General features: G+C 58.0%; 16 protein-coding genes and 1 pseudogene. 11 read left to right on the forward strand and 6 right to left on the reverse strand.

Features of this window, described 5'->3' with window-relative positions; translation table 11 throughout:
* The first annotated feature begins 53 nt into the window (after window positions 1-53).
* The 5 genes from DVJ77_RS15200 (at window position 54) to DVJ77_RS15220 (ending at window position 4,884) form a co-directional block, all read left to right on the forward strand.
* Complete coding sequence (locus DVJ77_RS15200) at window positions 54-1,055, forward strand: aldose 1-epimerase (RefSeq protein WP_114846375.1); 1,002 nt, start codon at window positions 54-56, stop codon at window positions 1,053-1,055.
* Complete coding sequence (locus DVJ77_RS15205; RefSeq protein WP_114846376.1) at window positions 1,052-2,002, forward strand: pyridoxal-phosphate dependent enzyme; 951 nt, start codon at window positions 1,052-1,054, stop codon at window positions 2,000-2,002. The genes DVJ77_RS15200 and DVJ77_RS15205 overlap by 4 nt, the downstream gene beginning before the upstream one ends.
* Before the next feature lie 207 nt (window positions 2,003-2,209).
* On the forward strand, window positions 2,210-2,992 hold the full coding sequence (locus DVJ77_RS15210) for a hypothetical protein (RefSeq protein WP_114846377.1): 783 nt from the start codon (window positions 2,210-2,212) through the stop codon (window positions 2,990-2,992).
* 170 nt (window positions 2,993-3,162) lie between these two features.
* On the forward strand, window positions 3,163-3,906 hold the full coding sequence (locus tag DVJ77_RS15215; RefSeq protein ID WP_114846378.1) for an MHYT domain-containing protein: 744 nt from the start codon (window positions 3,163-3,165) through the stop codon (window positions 3,904-3,906).
* A gap of 399 nt (window positions 3,907-4,305) precedes the next feature.
* A complete protein-coding gene (locus DVJ77_RS15220; protein WP_114846379.1) occupies window positions 4,306-4,884 on the forward strand; it encodes a DNA-3-methyladenine glycosylase I in 579 nt (192 codons plus the stop codon).
* A gap of 17 nt (window positions 4,885-4,901) precedes the next feature.
* Here the strand turns inward: DVJ77_RS15220 and DVJ77_RS15225 are convergent, their stop codons facing one another.
* The 6 genes from DVJ77_RS15225 to bioB all read right to left on the reverse strand — a co-directional run bounded on the left by DVJ77_RS15225 (window position 4,902) and on the right by bioB (window position 9,891).
* On the reverse strand, window positions 4,902-5,084 hold the full coding sequence (locus DVJ77_RS15225; protein ID WP_114846380.1) for a hypothetical protein: 183 nt from the start codon (window positions 5,082-5,084) through the stop codon (window positions 4,902-4,904).
* 57 nt (window positions 5,085-5,141) lie between these two features.
* Complete coding sequence (bioC, locus tag DVJ77_RS15230; protein WP_114846381.1) at window positions 5,142-6,023, reverse strand: malonyl-ACP O-methyltransferase BioC; 882 nt, start codon at window positions 6,021-6,023, stop codon at window positions 5,142-5,144.
* A gap of 15 nt (window positions 6,024-6,038) precedes the next feature.
* Window positions 6,039-6,809: a pimeloyl-ACP methyl ester esterase BioH gene (gene bioH, locus DVJ77_RS15235; protein WP_114846382.1), complete on the reverse strand. Its 771-nt coding sequence runs from the start codon at window positions 6,807-6,809 to the stop codon at window positions 6,039-6,041.
* The gene (locus DVJ77_RS15240) at window positions 6,806-7,576 is read right to left on the reverse strand and encodes a sulfurtransferase (protein WP_114846383.1); all 771 of its coding nucleotides are present in this window, start codon (window positions 7,574-7,576) and stop codon (window positions 6,806-6,808) included. The genes bioH and DVJ77_RS15240 overlap by 4 nt, the downstream gene beginning before the upstream one ends.
* 28 nt (window positions 7,577-7,604) lie before the next feature.
* Window positions 7,605-8,801, reverse strand: a complete 1,197-nt coding sequence (gene bioF, locus DVJ77_RS15245; protein WP_114846384.1) for an 8-amino-7-oxononanoate synthase — start codon at window positions 8,799-8,801, stop codon at window positions 7,605-7,607.
* An 82-nt stretch (window positions 8,802-8,883) separates the two neighbouring features.
* On the reverse strand, window positions 8,884-9,891 hold the full coding sequence (bioB, locus tag DVJ77_RS15250) for a biotin synthase BioB (RefSeq protein ID WP_114846385.1): 1,008 nt from the start codon (window positions 9,889-9,891) through the stop codon (window positions 8,884-8,886).
* Window positions 9,892-10,034: 143 nt separating this feature from the next.
* Between bioB and DVJ77_RS15255 the strand changes: the two genes are divergently transcribed.
* The 6 genes and pseudogenes from DVJ77_RS15255 to DVJ77_RS15275 all read left to right on the forward strand — a co-directional run bounded on the left by DVJ77_RS15255 (window position 10,035) and on the right by DVJ77_RS15275 (window position 16,650).
* Window positions 10,035-10,241, forward strand: a complete 207-nt coding sequence (locus DVJ77_RS15255) for a hypothetical protein (protein WP_114846386.1) — start codon at window positions 10,035-10,037, stop codon at window positions 10,239-10,241.
* A gap of 13 nt (window positions 10,242-10,254) precedes the next feature.
* Window positions 10,255-10,659: pseudogene (locus DVJ77_RS15260) on the forward strand (ComF family protein); the annotation flags it as partial.
* A 624-nt stretch (window positions 10,660-11,283) separates the two neighbouring features.
* A complete protein-coding gene (locus tag DVJ77_RS15265) occupies window positions 11,284-12,078 on the forward strand; it encodes a site-specific integrase (protein WP_162791506.1) in 795 nt (264 codons plus the stop codon).
* Entirely contained in the window at window positions 12,075-14,069 is a 1,995-nt protein-coding gene (locus DVJ77_RS21150; protein ID WP_162791507.1) for a hypothetical protein, read from the forward strand. The genes DVJ77_RS15265 and DVJ77_RS21150 overlap by 4 nt, the downstream gene beginning before the upstream one ends.
* Window positions 14,069-16,147 carry a site-specific integrase gene (locus DVJ77_RS15270; RefSeq protein WP_162791508.1) on the forward strand — a complete coding sequence of 693 codons (2,079 nt, stop codon included), beginning with the start codon at window positions 14,069-14,071 and terminating at the stop codon, window positions 16,145-16,147. The genes DVJ77_RS21150 and DVJ77_RS15270 overlap by 1 nt, the downstream gene beginning before the upstream one ends.
* The gene (locus DVJ77_RS15275; protein WP_162791509.1) at window positions 16,144-16,650 is read left to right on the forward strand and encodes a hypothetical protein; all 507 of its coding nucleotides are present in this window, start codon (window positions 16,144-16,146) and stop codon (window positions 16,648-16,650) included. The genes DVJ77_RS15270 and DVJ77_RS15275 overlap by 4 nt, the downstream gene beginning before the upstream one ends.
* Window positions 16,651-17,034 lie beyond the last annotated feature (384 nt).

The raw sequence follows: 17,034 nt of genomic DNA on the forward strand, positions 1-17,034 counted from the left end.
AGTCACGGAGTGAGGCAGGCTAACATGCGCAGCTTTACAGACAGGATAAGTAGATGCACTTCCGAGCCGAACATGACCAATGGGAATCTCATGATGTCGTGGTGCTGAGCGACGAGGTGCGACAGCGCCGAGTGCGCATTGCTTGCCGCGGTGCCACGGTACTCAATATGCAGCTACTGCGGCATGGACAAATGCACGATCTGGCGGCGGGCTACCAGGATGCGGCAGAGCTGGAGGCGCGGCCGGGTTCGCGTTTCGCGATCATGGCGCCCTTTGCCAATCGTATTGCCGATGCGCGCTACCGTTTCGACGGCGAGTCGCAAGATATGCAGCCGGGCATGACAGGGGCGGCCCGCGCAGCACGGCATGGATATCTGCGCGGTGAGGACTTTGCGATAGAGCAGCTCGGCGCAGACGCCGCGAGTGCCTCGGTGCTACTCACCAATACATCGATTCGTCCCGGCGTACACCCTGGTTATCCTTACGCGGTGGACGTCAGCGTGCGTTACACGCTGGCCGCGGATGGACTCACCATCGAAACCATCATGCGCAATGCAGGGGATCATGCCGCGCCGTGTTTCTTCGGTTGGCATCCGTATTTCCGGGTCAACGACGCGCAGGTGGACGAGTGGGAATTGACCGTGCCGGCAAGCAAGTTCGTCCGCACCGACCCTAACTACATCCCCTTGCCGGGTGATGCCGCGTATGTGGCGTTGGATGCCGAGCCGGCGCTGGATTTTCGCCAGCCACGGCGCATCGGTGCGCTGAAACTCGATCACGCCTACGTCGAGCTGCAATACGACGCCGATGGCCGCGCGCGAACGCGGTTGCGCGATCCTGTCACCGGCTTGGGGCTGGCTGTGTGGCAGGAGTCGGGCGTGATGTTGGTATTCAGCGCCGACACGATAAGCCGCGACGTACGCCGATCGCTAGCGCTGGAGCCGATGGAAAGCATGGCCGATGCCTTTAATCGGGACGATTGCGCGGCGGCGATTCGCCTGGAACCAGGTGCCGTACGCAGCTATCGCTGTGGCGTGGAGCTGGACTCGCCATGACCGTTGCACTGCCAAGCTTCGATGACATCTGCGATGCCGCTGCACGCATCGCGCCCTATGCCAGGATCACCCCGGTGCTGCGCAGCGATGTTCTGGATGCGCTGGTCGGCGCGCAGCTCTATTTCAAATGCGAAAACCTGCAGCGCGGCGGTGCGTTCAAATTCCGCGGTGCTTGCAACGCGGTGTGGTCGCTCGACGATGCGCAAGCAAAACATGGCGTGGTCACGCACTCGTCCGGCAACCACGGCAATGCCTTGGCCTTGGCGGCAGTCACCCGTGGCATCGCCGCGCATGTGGTCGTGCCGGAGGGCGCTGTGCGCGCCAAGCTGGAGGCAATCGAGCGAGCCGGTGCCGTATTGCACCGCTGTGCAGCTACGCAGGCCGCACGTGAGGCCACGGCTGCGCAAGTGCAGCAAGCGACCGGTGCGGCGTTTGTGCATCCCTATGCCGACACCCGCGTCATGGCTGGGCAAGGCAGCTTGGTATTGGAATTGCTCGATCAGGTTGGCGAGCTGGATGCGCTGATAACGCCGGTTGGCGGCGGTGGCCTGGCGGCGGGCTGTGCGATCGCCGCGCATGGATTGGATCCAGCGCTGGCCTTGTACGCCGCGGAGCCACAAGGTGCCGACGATGCCGCGCGTTCGCTGGCGCAAGGTATGCGTGTCGGCGCGTTCGTTCCCGATACGATTTGCGATGGCCTGCGCACGTTGATCGGCGAGCCTAATTTCAATGCGTTGCTTACGCATCGGGTCAAGGCGATCACCGTGAGCGATGCGGAAACGATCGCCGCGATGAAATGGCTATGGCGAGAACTCAAGCAGGTCGTCGAGGTATCCAGCGCCACTGTTCTTGCGGCCATGCTGCAACAACCGCAGTTATTTGCGGGCAAGCGCGTCGGCCTGGTACTCACCGGTGGCAATGTCGATCTGGATGCGCTGCCCTGGTAGCTGGCTGACGCCTTGCGCACCTCAAAAAAGCTTTCCTGAAAAATCGCATCAAACAGCTATATATGCGCGCTTTTGTGTATATGTTTCGTGATGATTTTTTAAGCCCTGATGCAGGTTCTTCGAACTACGTCACAGCTTTGAGCAAGCATCTTGACCATATAAAACTTGTGTACCAGCATCCGGCGAAGGCATAGGGGGAATGCTTCAATGATTGAGCTGGAGATCCAGATTTTGTCGGATCGACGGGAGGGCCTTTTAGTCGAACTTGGCCGCACCGTAGTAGCTAATGGTTTTACTTTATTGCGGCAACGCTTAGCCCAGGACGATCGGGGCGCATGGTTGACGATGATCGTGCGCGGGCCGCCCGAACGGCAGTTGGCGCTGGAAGAAGAGCTGGCCACGCATAGTCGTGTGCGCAGTTTCGAATGCTCGTTATTCGAAGGCGGTGCCGCACCGCCGCCGGCCAGTGGGCCAGCGGTAGCGCGCGCTCCGATAGCCGCCGCACCGGCGACATTTGCGGCACCGGCTTCATCCGTGCCGCCGGCTGGGCCTGATGTACGTCAGGTCGAGAGCATGCTGCCGCAAATAGCGAAGGACTATCCGCGCATCACTCCATGGCTGCTCACCTTGCAGCGCACGGTGGCGGCGGAGTCGCGCGAGGCGTCACTGCTGCTGGTCGGTCGCCGTACCGGCGCCTGGGTATTCAAGCGTGACTACGCCATGGGCGCCAAGCTCGGCTTGGCCGACGCGATCAAGCGCATCGGAGTACCGGCGCTGCGCGCGTTGGCCACCATCGAACAACACGGTGAACAACTGCATATCCAAAACAGTCCCCTGTGCTCGCCCAATGGACATTCGGGCTGCAAGTTTTTCAGTGGTTACCTGGAAGGTTTGCTTGGCGCCTCTATCGAGCCACAGAACGTCTTTGTACGTAGCCTTTACTGCCGCAGTACCGGGGCAGTCGAGTGCATTCTCGAAATCTCGCATTGAGCATTTCGCACTGAGCTAGGGAAGCTCCGCATCAATCGTCATTCGGACTTTGCCGCGATGACGATCAATGAATTTGCTTCGACGAACTGCTTCGGTGTTCGCAAAAGCGTTCAGCGTGCGATTGGCGTTGTCGATCGCGCAACATCCACGTGACTTTCAGGAGATGAGTCATGCATGCACATCAGAACTACAACCTGTTGCTTGTCGTACTTTCATATGTGATCGCCGTGCTTGGTTCGTTCACTGCCTTGCAGTTGGCGGTGGGCATTCCAAATGCCCAGACCTCCCGCCAGCGCTGGATGAGCGTGCTCGCTGCCGGCGCGGTGATGGGGGTGGGCGCGATCTGGGCAATGCATTTCATCGCCATGCTGGCCTGCGATACCGGTATGGCAGTGACTTACAACCTGCCGCGCACGGCCTTGTCGGCGCTGATCGCCTTCGGTGCCTGTTCGCTTGGGCTGGCGGTGGCCGGCAGTGCCATCTTCAGTTGGTCGAAACTGGTCGTCGCCGGCGTGTGCATGGGCCTGGGCGTGGCCGGCATGCACTATCTGGGCATGGCCGCAATGATGATGGGCGCCGACTTGAGCTATGACGTCAGCCTGGTCGCGGTTTCGGTAGTGATCGCCATCGTCGCGTCGATCGCCGCATTGTGGCTGGCTTTCAATTTGCGTGGTCCGCTGCAAATGCTGGGCAGCGCCTTGGTGATGGGCGTGGCGGTTTGCGGCATGCACTACACCGGTATGGCCGCGGTGATTTTCGAGGACAACGGCGGCCAGGTACCGGCAAACTTCGCCAGCGGCCTGCGCGGCAACAATCTGGGCATGAGCATCTTCGTCGTCGCGGTAGCGATGCTGCTGATTGTGCTGGCGGTCAACTACCTGCGTCAGCAGCGTCGTTCGCAGTTGAGTATCTAAAAACTTAACCCCTCCCCAACCCTCCCCTGCAAGCAGGGGAGGGTTGGGGAGGGGTGCGACCCAGCCGCGACAGTTACCGCATCGACCCGGACGCCACGCGTAGGTTGGGGTGAGCAAAGCGAACCCCAACGTTGCGCGACGTTAGAAATCACCGCGAATTTCAATGTTGGCCGGGTTGGGCATCACGTGAATTTCAAGGTTGGTTGTGTTGGGCGTCACCGTGAATTTCAATGTTGGCCGGGTTGGGCGTCACCGTGAATTTCAAGGTTGGCCATGTTGGGTGTCGCCGCGAATCTCAAGGTTGCGCAACGTTGGGGTTCGCTTTGCTCACCCCAACCTACGTCATGCGCCCTCTTGATGTCGCGGTATCCTGCGCTATCCACGATAGGAGATGCAGGTATGGCGACACGTATTCGCTGCCACTGGGCGGCCGGTAGCGACATCGAGCGCGATTATCACGATGCGGAATGGGGCGTACCCCTGCACGACGATCAGGCACTGTTCGAATTTCTGTGCCTTGAGGGCGCGCAGGCCGGGTTGTCATGGCGCACGGTATTGGCCAAGCGCGATAACTATCGGCGTGCTTTTCATCATTTCGAGATCGCTCGCGTTGCGGCCATGAAGGACCGCGAGTTGGAAAAGCTGCTGCTCGATCCGGGCTTGATCCGTAATCGCCTGAAAATCAGCTCCACACGCAGTAACGCCATCGCCGCGCTGAAGGTGATCGAGGAATACGGCAGCCTGGACAGCTATCTATGGTCGTTCGTGGACGGCAAGCCGATCCAGAATCGCTGGCGCGAGCGGGGCGACGTGCCCGCCACCACGCCGTTGTCAGACCGCATGAGCAAAGAGCTGAAGAAGAAGGGTTTCCGCTTCGTTGGCAGCACGATCTGCTACGCCTTGATGCAGGCTACCGGTATGGTCAATGACCATCGCGTGGATTGTTTTCGGCACAAAGTCTGCGCCGGTAAACGTTAGAGACTTCGGACGGGCTCTTAGCGCGGCGGGCGCAGCGCGGAGTCGCGTAGAGCAGCCTCATGCAGGATCTCATCCAGGGCGGCTATCTCCAGCGTATCGAGCACGCCATGGCCCTGGGGATGGCGCTGGGCTACGGGCGGTACGGTGATGTCCGAGGTATCCCCTTCCAGGGCGTTGGGATCCGGGGGCGTAGTGCTCATAAGCGGTTCCTTGGGGTTTGCCGGATTCTACTGTGCCGCGGTTATCGAACGGCAGTGTCAGCGCCGCCGCGAGCCACGCAAGCTATCGACCGAGAAGCTGGCGATTTCACCGCCGTCCTTGCCGCGGCGCGACTGGCCGGGCGGCGGCCCCCAGGCGTGTGCGGTCACTACCTCCCAGGTGGCCGGAATGCGGCCATCGACACGCATGTTTTCGTAGGCGGCGAGCATTTGCCGATAGTGGCGCTTGCCGGTGAGGCCGCGTTCGCGGTCGTGGTCGGCATTGGTGGCGCCCAGCCCTTGCAGCTCTTTGAGCAGCATGCGCGGTTCGCTGTACGTCATGGTGTAGCGGTCTACATCCAGCACCGGATCACGCAGGCCGGCGGCGATCATGGCGTCGCCGAGGTCGTGCATGTCGAGAAAGCGGCTGACATGCGGCTGCTGATCGGCTGCGGCCCAGGCCGCGCGCAGTTCTTTCAGCGTATCGGGCCCAAAGGTGGAAAAGGTCAGCATGCCACCGGGCTTGAGTACCCGCGCGCACTCGCCGAACAATGCCGAGAGATCGTCGATCCACTGAAAGCATAGGTTGGAGTGCAGCACGTCGACGCTGTGGTCGGGCAGGGGTAGTGCCGTAGCTTCCGCGCAAATACGGCCGAAGGGCTTGAGCCAGCCCATGTGCTGCTTTGCGGCGCGCAGCATCGGCAAGGCGAGATCGATAGCGAGCACCTGTGCCTTGGCGTAGCGCTTCTTGAGCAAGGCGCTGCCACGGCCGGTACCGGCACCGACGTCGATCACTCGCTCGGGTGTTTGCAGATAGAAGTCCAAACGTTCCAGCAACAAGCTTTGCACTTCGCGCTGCAGAGCGTCGTGCTGTTCGTAAGTGACGGCGGCGCGGCTGAAGTTATGACGCACCTGGCGGCGGTCGATGTGGAAATCATTCATAGAACAAAACCGTACTCATCGAAAAGCATCCAGCAGCGGTGCGAACGATTGCGCGACGGTATCGGCATAGCCAAAGAACGGGGCATGGCCGGCGTGGTCGATTTCGCCGTAGTGGCCGCCGCATTGGGTGGCCGACCATTGCATGGCTTGCGGCGGCACCAGCCGGTCGCGGGCGCCGGCGATCCAGATGCTGGGTACGGTGAGATCCGGCAAGGCGGCGCGGCGGTCGGTGTTTTCCAGCAGGCGGATACCTTCTTGCAGCACGCGCAGCTCAGGCTCGCCGCGTGCAAAAGCTAACGCGCGCAGGCGGCGCAGTTCGCTGCGCGGGTCGGGGCTGCCCATGGCCTCAAGGGTAAAAAAACGCTCCAGCGTGGCGTGGTAATCCGATTCCAGATCGGTGGCCAGTTGATGCACGAGCGCGTCATTGCTGCCGTGTGGCCAGCCCGGATCGCGTACGAACTTGGGCGTAGCGCACAGCATGCCGAGCGCACGTACCTGACGCGGATATTCCAGCGCGGCAGTGAGTGCAATTAATCCACCCATCGACCAGCCCAGCCATATGGCCGGCGGTGTGGCGGCGGCAATCGCGGTAGCGCAGGCGCGTGGTTCCAGCGGCAAGGTGCTGTCGCGTGAATAGCCATGGCCGGGCAGGTCGACGATGTAAAGCGTGCAGCGTTCACGCAGCGCATCGACCAGGGGCTCCATGACGCCGCCATGCATGGCCCAGCCGTGGATCAACACGAGTGGAGTAGGGCCGCGACCCTGGACATCGATATGAAGCGTCACGCGTTGGGATCCTTTTCCCCGTATGGGAGGGCATCGACGCCGGCTGGAAATAGCTGTTTGTCGACCGCGCCGCGCTCATCGAACACGAAGCAGTCGCCCTGCCAATGGGTGCCGTCGGTCTCTTCAAAATATTTGAGGATGCCGCCCTCAAGCTGATACGCGTTCTCGATGCCGATGTCCTGCATATGCAACACGGCCTTTTCGCAGCGAATGCCGCCGGTGCAGTACGACACCACGGTTTTGTCTGCGAAACGGGCGCGGTCGGCGGCAATCGCGGCAGGGAACTCAGTGAAACTGCTCAGGCGATAATCGATCGCGTTCTTGAACAGTCCGACCCTGGTTTCGTAATCATTGCGGGTATCGAGCAGTACGACTTCGCGGCCGGCATCGTCATGGCCTTGTGCCAGCCAGCGTTGCAGCGTGCTTGGCGTTACCGCGGGTGCGCGCGAGCCTTCGGGCCGAATGGCCGGCATCCGCATGGTGATGATTTCTTTCTTCAGGCGCACCCGCATGCGGCCGAACGGCACGGCTTCGGAAAGCGATTCTTTCGGTGTGAGGTCGGCGAAACGCGAGTCCTCGCGCAGCCAGTCCATAAAGATGTCGATCGGTTCACGCGCGCCGGCAAGAAACAGATTGATGCCCTCGGGTGCGAGCAGAATCGTGCCTTTCAATGCCAGTGCCTGGCAGCGTTCAAGCAGGCGCTCGCGCAGCGCCGGGAGATCATCCAGGCTGACGAAACGATAGGCGGAGAGGTTGACGATCGGCATGAGGGGGGCGTATGCGGCTAATGCGCGATTATACGTGGGGGGCCGGAACGCCGTGCTGCGGCAGTTTGGCAAGGGCCTCAAGTAGCTGATCCACGTGCTCTTCTTCGTGCGTGGCCGATAGCGTGATGCGCAGGCGCGCCTGGCCCGCGGGCACCGTTGGTGGGCGAATCGCGCTGACCAGAAAGCCGTGTTGCTCCAGCATCTGCGCGGCGGCCAGTGCGGTATCGGCATCGCCGAGCAAGAGTGGCTGAATAGCCGTCGATGACGGCATGAGTGCCAGGCCAAGCTCGGCGGCGCCCTGGCGAAAGCGCTCAATATGCGAGTTAAGCCGTTCGCGCCGCCAGCTCTCTGTGCGGGCCAGTTGCACGGCGGCCAGGGCGGCGGCGGCCAACGCAGGCGGCATCGCGGTCGTATAGATATAGGGTCGTGCCGATTGCAATAGGCCCTCAATCAAGGCGGCGGAGCCGGCGACAAAGGCGCCATGGCAGCCAAGCGCCTTGCCTAGTGTGGCCATCAGCACCGGTACTTCACGCGGGCTGAGTCCGGCGGCTGCAACACTGCCGGCACCGTCGTCACCGAGCACGCCAAGGCCATGCGCATCGTCCACCATCAAGGTGGCGCCTTCACGCGTACACAATGTGGCCAATTCGCGCAGCGGCGCCATATCGCCGTCCATGCTGAAGACGCCGTCGGTGGCGAGCAAGGCAGCGGCCGTGCTGCGGCTGGCGAGTTGGCGCGCCGCGCCGGCGACATCGCCATGCGGGTAACGCTTCAATTCGGCGCCGCTCAGCTTGGCGCCATCAAGCAGGCAGGCATGATTGAGCTTGTCTTGCACGCAGACATCGCCATCGCTCAGCAGTGCCTGCTGCACGCCGAGGTTTGCCATATAGCCAGTTGAAAACAGCAAGGCGCGCTCGCGTCCGGTCCATTCGGCCAGGGCTTGTTCCAGCGCCGCGTGCTCGGCGCGATGACCGCAGATCAGATGTGCCGAGCCGCTGCCGACGCCTTCGTCATCGGCTACGCGCTTGAAGGCGGCGATTAGCTGTGGATGTTGCGCCAGCCCGAGATAGTCGTTGCTGCAGAACGACAACAATTGTTTGCCGTCCAGCTCCAGCCAGGGACCATCGACATGATCGATGGTCCGCAGGCGGCGGCGAAGATTGGCTTGCTCGCGTTCGGCCGTTCGGGCGGCCAGGCGTGCAAGAAGGCTGGGGCGCAGCGACATCGATTCGTTCTTATGTAGGAGCGCAGCGGCTGCGCGACAGAGACTATGGCCTTATCGCACCGTGGGCTTGCCTACATCAGAATCAAGCAACGCGGGATTCGAGAATGTCGGCATGCACGGTGCTGGATTCCTCAACGATATCGAGCGGATACAGATCGAGTCGGGTAAACAGCCGGCGATCGTGCTCCACATCCGGGTTCTTGGTAATCAGCAGCTTTTCGCCATAAAAGATCGAGTTGGCGCCGGCAAAGAAGCACAGCGCCTGCACGGCGTCGTCCATCTGCTGGCGGCCGGCGGTGAGACGCACCACGGAGGCCGGCATCAGCAGGCGTGCAACCGCAATCGTGCGGACGAACTCGAACGGGTCCAGCGTCTCGGTGCCATTGAGCGGGGTGCCTTCTACCTGCACGAGCTGGTTGATCGGCACCGACTGCGGATGCTCTGGCAGGTTGACCAGCGCTTGCAGCAGGCCGGCGCGTTGCTCGCGCGTTTCGCCCATGCCGACGATGCCGCCGCAGCAGGTTTTCAGACCAGCCTCGCGTACATGGGCAAGCGTGTCGAGGCGGTCCTGGAATTGCCGTGTGTGGATGATCTCGCCATAGAACTCCGGCGCGGTGTCCAGATTATGGTTGTAGTAGTCCAGTCCGGCGGTTTTCAGGGTGTCGGCCTGTTCGCCGCTGAGCATGCCGAGCGTGGCGCAGGTTTCCAGGCCAAGCGCCTTCACCGCCGAGACGATTTCGGCCACCTTGGCGACGTCGCGATCTTTCGGGCTGCGCCACGCCGCGCCCATGCAGAAACGGCTGGCACCGGCATTCTTCGCCGCCTGTGCTCGTTCCAGTACAGCGTCCACGCTCATCAATTTCTGCGCTTGCACGCCGGTGTCGTAGCGCGCGGCTTGCGGGCAGTAAGCGCAATCTTCCGGGCAGCCGCCGGTCTTGATCGACAGCAAGGTCGAGATCTGGATGGCGTTCGGATCGTGATATTCACGATGCACCGTATGCGCACGATGCAGCAGCTCGTTGAATGGCAGGGCGAACAGCGCGGAGATCTCCTCGCGCGTCCAGTCGTGGCGAATAACGGCTGCGACCATGAAATCACTACTCCGGTACATGAAGCGCGACAGTGTGGCAGGGCTTTGCGGGCTGTCAACTCAGTACGCAGGCGTCTGGTTGACGATGCGGCAGGGTCGCATCGCCGTTACCATGCGGCATACCCCTTACGGAGTGCTTTGGTATGACGACAGGACAAGGCAGCGCGGGCAACGTATTAGCTGCCATCTGCAGTTTCTTCATTCCCGGTCTCGGCCAGTTGGTACAGGGCCGCTTGCTGATGGCAATCATCATGTTTGTGCTTGCCGCGGCGCTATGGATCGTCTTGATGGGCTGGATCATCCATCTGTGGTCCATCCTTGACGCCGCTCTGTATAAGCCAAGGGTCTGACGGAGCGCTGCGCATGGATGCGCCATGGCAACAACTGCAACGCCTGCTGCTGCCATGGCGTTGCCTGCTCTGCGATGCCGCCGGCCGTGACGGTATCGATCTATGCGCGGGCTGCATCGACGAATTGCCGCGCAATCACAGCAGTTGCGCACGCTGCGCCCTTCCATTGCCGTTGCCTGCCGCGCTGTGTGGTGAGTGCCAGCGGCGCATACCGCCATGGGATGCCGCATGGGCGCCGTTTCGCTACCTGTGGCCGCTGGATCGGTTGGAATCGCGTTTTAAGTTCGGTGCCGATCTGGCCGCCGGCCGTTGCTTGTCGACTTTATGGCAGCGCGAGCCGATGCCGGTCGAACGGCCGGAGTTGATCGTGCCGGTGCCGCTGCATCGTGCGCGCTTGCGCCAGCGTGGCTATAACCAGGTTAGTGTAACCATGAAAAAACGCTATGTGAGTTTGCAAGGAAAGCAGGGTCTCTTCTAGGATTCAACGGCCAAAGCACATTGGGTCATTGCTATGCGTTGGACTATGCCGGCAGAGTGCTTTTTTCTAAACCTCAAAGCGCCAAAACTCCAATTCATACCAATCCTCATTGGCGAAGATCATAGCTACCCCATAGAGCCCAACACTTACATTGTTGAAAGATGCTGCGGTGAGTGGGGACCTAATGATGATGTGGATCCCATTGTTCCAACTCTGAAGTCTCGGCAAGGAATCGCATCCCGGCTTTGTGCTTTCCTGCGATTTTGTGGTCAAAATCCAGCGCAGGATTGGCGCCGAATAACATACGACGAGCATCTTATGCTCGAGTACCAGCCTGGGCTTTTGAAGGGGACCTGTTCCGCGACCCGACGCCCACTTAGTGCGGCGAGCGTCAACGCGTACATAGACGAAGCGGTGCTTTTCCTATACTGGGCCGCGGAACGGGGCTACCGGCCACCGTTCAAGGTTCCGCGTCGTAGAATCAGAGTGAAAGGTGGCAGAGGCAATCATTCGCTTAGCTATATAGGTAAAGTCGCCTTGCAACGACACGGCAAGATGCAAGTCGTGAGTGATGCGTTACCTACATTGCCTACGCCGGAAGAGGTCAGCCGTTGGCTTAAAGGCATTCGTGTTCGCGCTCCAGTAAAGGCGCTTGCATACGAATTTATGTTGCGGACGGGCTCAAGGCTTTCAGAAACGAACCAAATACGCGCCGCTTGCTTTCCCAATAAAGAATTCGAGGGCGGAGAGCGCTGGTCTTCGCGCTGGTTGAACCAGGGTTGGGTGCCGGTGACGCTGCGATACGGCGTCAAGGGCGGCAAAGTGGAGCCTGCATCCAGCCTTAGTACTCGATCCAGAACCGTTCAAGTACCTATTGATCTCGCTGAGCGAATTTGGGATTACAAAAAACTCATTCGACCTACCCAATTGCGTCGATTCAAACAGAATGGAGCTGAAAGAGACCTTAGCGATGGGCGGCTATGGTTAGGCGAGCGCAAAAGCCAGCCGGTCAGCAACACGATGTTGTATAGAACTTGGACTGACTCGCTATTTTGTCCGAAAGACTGGAATCCCCATGACGGGAGGCATTTTTTCGCCGTCGAGAAAGTTTGCGAATACATTCGCCAGATGATGGCTCTTCATGGAAAAGGTGAGCCTTTAAGTGTCAATGTCGGCTGGCTTCACGGACTTATGGCTGGTCAAGTGAGACTGATACTTAGTCCGTTGATGGGCCATGTCACTGAAGAAACGACAATGCGCTACTTAACATGTGCCCATCAACGATTGATCGAGACGTTCGGACATCCGGCGTTGGACTGGAATGATTTGCTCGATTCCGATGATCTTGGTGATGAATGAGTCCGGCGAACGGCTTAAATCCTTGGGAGATTCCATGTACGCATCCCGATTATCCGGGTGATGCTCATGATCTGTCTGAATTTGCGTTTGGCGCGCCGGATGCAAAGAAAGGACCTGGGTCGTACCACTGGCGAGGAGGCTTTCGTGGGCGTTCGGGTTTGCTCGAGGATTTGATGCCAGTAATCCGAACCAAATACAGTAAAGATCCATCAGCTCATTTTTCGACTTGCGTGACGTCTGGCTTACGCAGTCTATACCGCTTCCTCGACGCTTACGAAAATTCGCTTGACCGCAAACAGGTGGCGTATCAGCCGGTCGAACGTTTGCATCACCTTACAGGTTCGCACCTCGATTTGATGTGCAAACCTGGTCCGCATGGAGAATGGGTTGCGGCTAAAAACGGCGTGTCGAAACATGTGAGAACGTTGATTCTAGACGCTATCCATACAAACGAATTGCCGGCAATTCACATTCCGGCACTTTTTAAGCTTCGCGCGAAACCGAAGGATCCACCTACGCTGGACGAATTCACTGCGATAGTTCGTCATTTGCGCAGTCATGTCTTAAAAATGCTTGCACGATGGCAGCGAACCGACGGCCTCGCCGCCGTGGGGCGGGACTTGCTGATCATGCAAGCAACCAAGCATAAATTGCCCGCCAAGCTTAGTACGACAGAAGCGGATGCGCATGCCACGTATCGCGCATTAATTAGGCGAACGGGTCATCCAGTACCGAATGCAATCATGTTGAAAGACGTACTGGGAATTGCTGCTGCGAATTCGATACCTAAATGGTGGCCACGATATGGTGAAGATAACCTGCCACCAGGACGTCAACAAGGATCCATTGTTAACTTCGCTGATATGGCTGCGGGGCTCTATCCCACAACTGAGGACGTCGCGCTGTGCGCTTTACTGTGCTTAGGTCGCAGTGCTTGGAACCCCGCCACGTTATTTTCGATGGATATAGCAAGCTGGTATAGCCAGTACGACGAACAAGCCATTTGGATGTTCGCTCCTAAAGGCCGAGCTGATGGAGCCTATCAATACACGGTTGGGAGAGTCGGCGAGAGAACAGGGATGTTCAACGTCGTTCGTGCGTTAATAGAACGCTCGGCGCCGCTCCGATCGTGGCTAATCGACAATCGAAACGGCCACCCGAGACCCGACATCGCACTGAGAAGTCCGTGGCTTGGTTTGAATGATAGAGCCACCGAGTATGTCTACGTGGCGAATCCCAAGGGCGATTGCTCGCCCAATCGGCACCTCAAGAAGGCCATCGAACGACACAATCAATCATTGAACGCAAAGATACAAGTGCGACCTATGAGTTGCGGAGACTTCCGAGATGTCGCAGCAGCTTGGGTTTACCGACAGTCAAGGTATTCGACGTGGGTCACGAGGCTTTTATTGGGGCACAAGCATTTATCGACCACGCGCATCTATCTTGCTACGCGTGCGGCACGCGAAGAGTCACATCGTCAGCTTAAGTCAGTGATGGATGACGTTTTTGAGCAATTCACGTTAGTGCACCGATGGGACCCCGTACTCACCCGCGCGAAGATCGAGGGGGTTTCTTTGGATGATGATGCCAATGATCGATTGGACGAATACCGTAGGCAACGGACATATGATGGAAGTATTTGCAGTGACCCATTTAATCCGCCGCGGGACGTCGATCCTGACCACCCACGGGACGGAAAAGCACGATGTATCCAAGGGCATCGGTGCGTAGCATCCTGTTGTCCGAATGCTAATGTTTTCGAGGAAAGTTTGCCGTTTCTGGCACGCCGTGTAGTAGAGCTGGAATGGCTCGAGAGACAACTAGGCACGGTAAGATTTTCAACTTCAACAGATCAACACGATTTACTTGAGCTCCGTAAAACGCTTACGCAATGGCCGAAGGAGCAAGTCGCGGAGCAACTCAGACACTGGCGAGGCCGAATTGAAGATGGCTCTCATCGACCATTGCGTTTAGCGGGCCGGCACTAATGGGTAGATCTCTTTTATCACTAGAGATTGTTGAGCTAATCGAACATATTCGTTCGAAAGCCATCGTAACAACAGGAATATCGCCGCACCACCTGCGAATCGCGAGCGATGAGAAGCTGTTAGAACTACAAGCGCAATTATGCTTGGGGGAAGCCTGGGGTGTATGGGAATGCCCGAAAGAATGGTCGCCTGGATTTACAAACCGGAGCAGACAACATTATCGATTAGAACTTGCACTGCCAGACGGAACGGATCTGCATAGCGAACCGGCACACCGCACTTGGCGCGAATTATTGCGGCTTAGCTTGGCAATGGCGCTGTGGCCTGGCGCAAGTGGAAAAGTCAGAAAGCCGAGGTCTGCGCTGACCATCCTTTACACGCTCGGGCACGCCCTTAAGCTGATGGGATTACCAGAAGACGGCGCCTTTTGGTCACGCATCGATAGACCACAAGCCCGCAAGCTTTTGGGAAAACCCGGTGTGAACAGTCTGAATACCGTCGCGTTCTACTACGGCATGGGAGCCCTCCCTGACGGACCGTCGACAGCCAAAAGAAAGGGCATACAGTCTCGTCGAGATCGGCTTGGCGAGCCAGAGCATTCGGAATGTCCAGACAATGCGAAGCAATGGCAGCCGTTCCCCGACACCTACACCGCGGAGGCAGGTTGGAGAGCAGTGCACATGATGAGTATCGTTGGTCCGACGCTGATTGATGCAATCGAAACAGCCGCATTTGTTCCTGTTCGCACAACTCGGGCGGATGGGGCGCCATTGAGTAAGCGATCAATTCAGCTTATCAAGAAGCAAGCTTTCGACAATGTTATTTCGACCTGGGATTGGCGGGCACCAGACGGTTCTGCTCTTCAGGATTTGCCGATGCCAATTCACTCCAGGTCACAGCGATCCTTGGAGCATTCACAACCTATTTCATGGCCGCCACGTAGCTATTTTGAGGCGTTCTCCCTACTCGTAATACTCCAGTCATGTCACTTATGGATCGTCGCGCTATCCTTCGCCTCTCGACACGGCGAGCTACTATCACTGCGAGAAAATTGCCTACGTCGTGAGACGTCAGATATTTCCACGGCGAGCCTATCCACTTGGAAGCTCGACGGCATCGTGGGACGAAGTCACGAAGTTCCGTTGCCCGATATTGTCGTTGCTACGCTTCGACAACAGGTACGCTTGGCAAAGTTAGCTAAGCGTATTGCGAACTTCGACGGCGATCACTTGTGGGTTCGACTGGATACTAGGGGAAGTCCTGAGGAACGCATCGGAAGCCCCATAACAAATTTCGCTCGCTACCTTCAGGGGTTTAATTTCGCTTTCGACCTCACTCCGCTTTTGGAGAATACGAATGCACATATGCATCGATTTCGTAAGACGCTAGCCCGCATAGTTGCCTTGGCGCTGGTACATGCGCCGAAAATTCTCATGGACGTGCTTGGACACCGTGACGAACAGATGACAGTGATGCGTTACATTCTTTCCGATCCAGGCATACTTGTGGAGATCGAAGAGATAAGCCGAGAGCTGATCATCTTGAAAGGCGTCGACGCGGTTGGAAAGCTCGAACAATTGCAGGGTAAAGCAGCCCGGACATTGAGAGAAAGGGTTGCGCAACACGTAAAGCGTTTGGGCAAGAATGCGCTTGAGCCTCAAAATCTCCGTGAATTCGTTGAAGCTATGACTGAGCATGGCGCCGGGTGGGCGATCATCGGCCCTGGTAAGGTCTGTACTGGCTTCAAAAAAGGCGGTCTATGCAACGACATTAATGGAGAGGCCAATCCACATTATTGTTCGACGGATTGCCACAATCAGCTCCTGTTGCCTGACTACGAACGAGCTGATGGAACTTTTGCATCTTCGATTGTCGAGGCAATTGATACCATCGACTACGTCGTTGATCATTTTCTGAAATCTGAGAAGAGAGGCGAGGAGATGTTGGTAGCTGCACTCTCCGGACAGATCAGGGGGCTTCTCGGTCAGTGGCGAGAAGTGGATCAACACTTTCAAAATCGACATCTGCTCAATCCCGAAGTGAAGAAACATTTTCTCCAGGTTGTACTACTGTCATGACAGAGCCAAATGGCAGTCCTATTGTAAGAAGTGCAAAAGAGCGTACATTCCGCGTCGTCGAAGCAATCAAAGTGGCGATGAAAGCGATTGAGGCGGAGATAAAAGAGAACGAAGGTATTTATCCGTTTAATCGTGGCCGATTATCAATAGCAGAAGTCTGTAGACGCGCGCGAGTGCACGAAATAACGATGATGGGACCGACGCATAAGAAAACGACGCTTCCCATGATCAAAAATTGGATGGAGAACCTTGGGGCGATAAAAGGTTCTCGCAGAATCAAAACCGATGTAACTAGGCGATCTGACGAAGCTAAGTACAAATACGTCCTCATTGCTAGCCAGTTTCAGGCCATGTATCAGGTGGAAATGCCAGAGCGAGACAAGGAAATTGAGCAGTTACGGGGAAAAGTTGCCGAGCTTGAGGCTGAGAACTTGCAACTTCGCGCACAAAACTCGGAATCCCGAGTAATTCGATTACCAGTCGGTGGGCGAGGCAACAAGTGATGGTGAATATCGTTATGCCAACTGATTTACCGCCCGATAAATGGTAGCTAGCCTCTGGAAGCCGCGCCAATTCAGTAGGGAGGGAGCATGGGGCTACGCTGTCCCAACTGGGACAACAGCGAGCGACCGGCCACTATTTGGCAGATTCCGGCATCCATCAGTCGCGTGGATTCGCGCAACGGGCCATTCCGGCAATCGCTGCCCCACTTCTCGACGTCACCTTTGGGTGCCAGCTCTAACCCGAACCCCATTGGGGTAGGAACCCAGTCGTTGCAAGGGTTCATCGCAGTAAAGCATTGCAATGTATGCATGCATCGTAATGCATCGCAACTTGGAGGCGCCGGCTGAAAGTCGGCGCCTTTTCTCTATGTGCGTGCTCATCTG

Origin of the sequence: Dyella tabacisoli (assembly GCF_003350925.1) — a bacterium.
In the GTDB taxonomy this organism is placed as follows: Bacteria; Pseudomonadota; Gammaproteobacteria; order Xanthomonadales; family Rhodanobacteraceae; genus Dyella_C; species Dyella_C tabacisoli.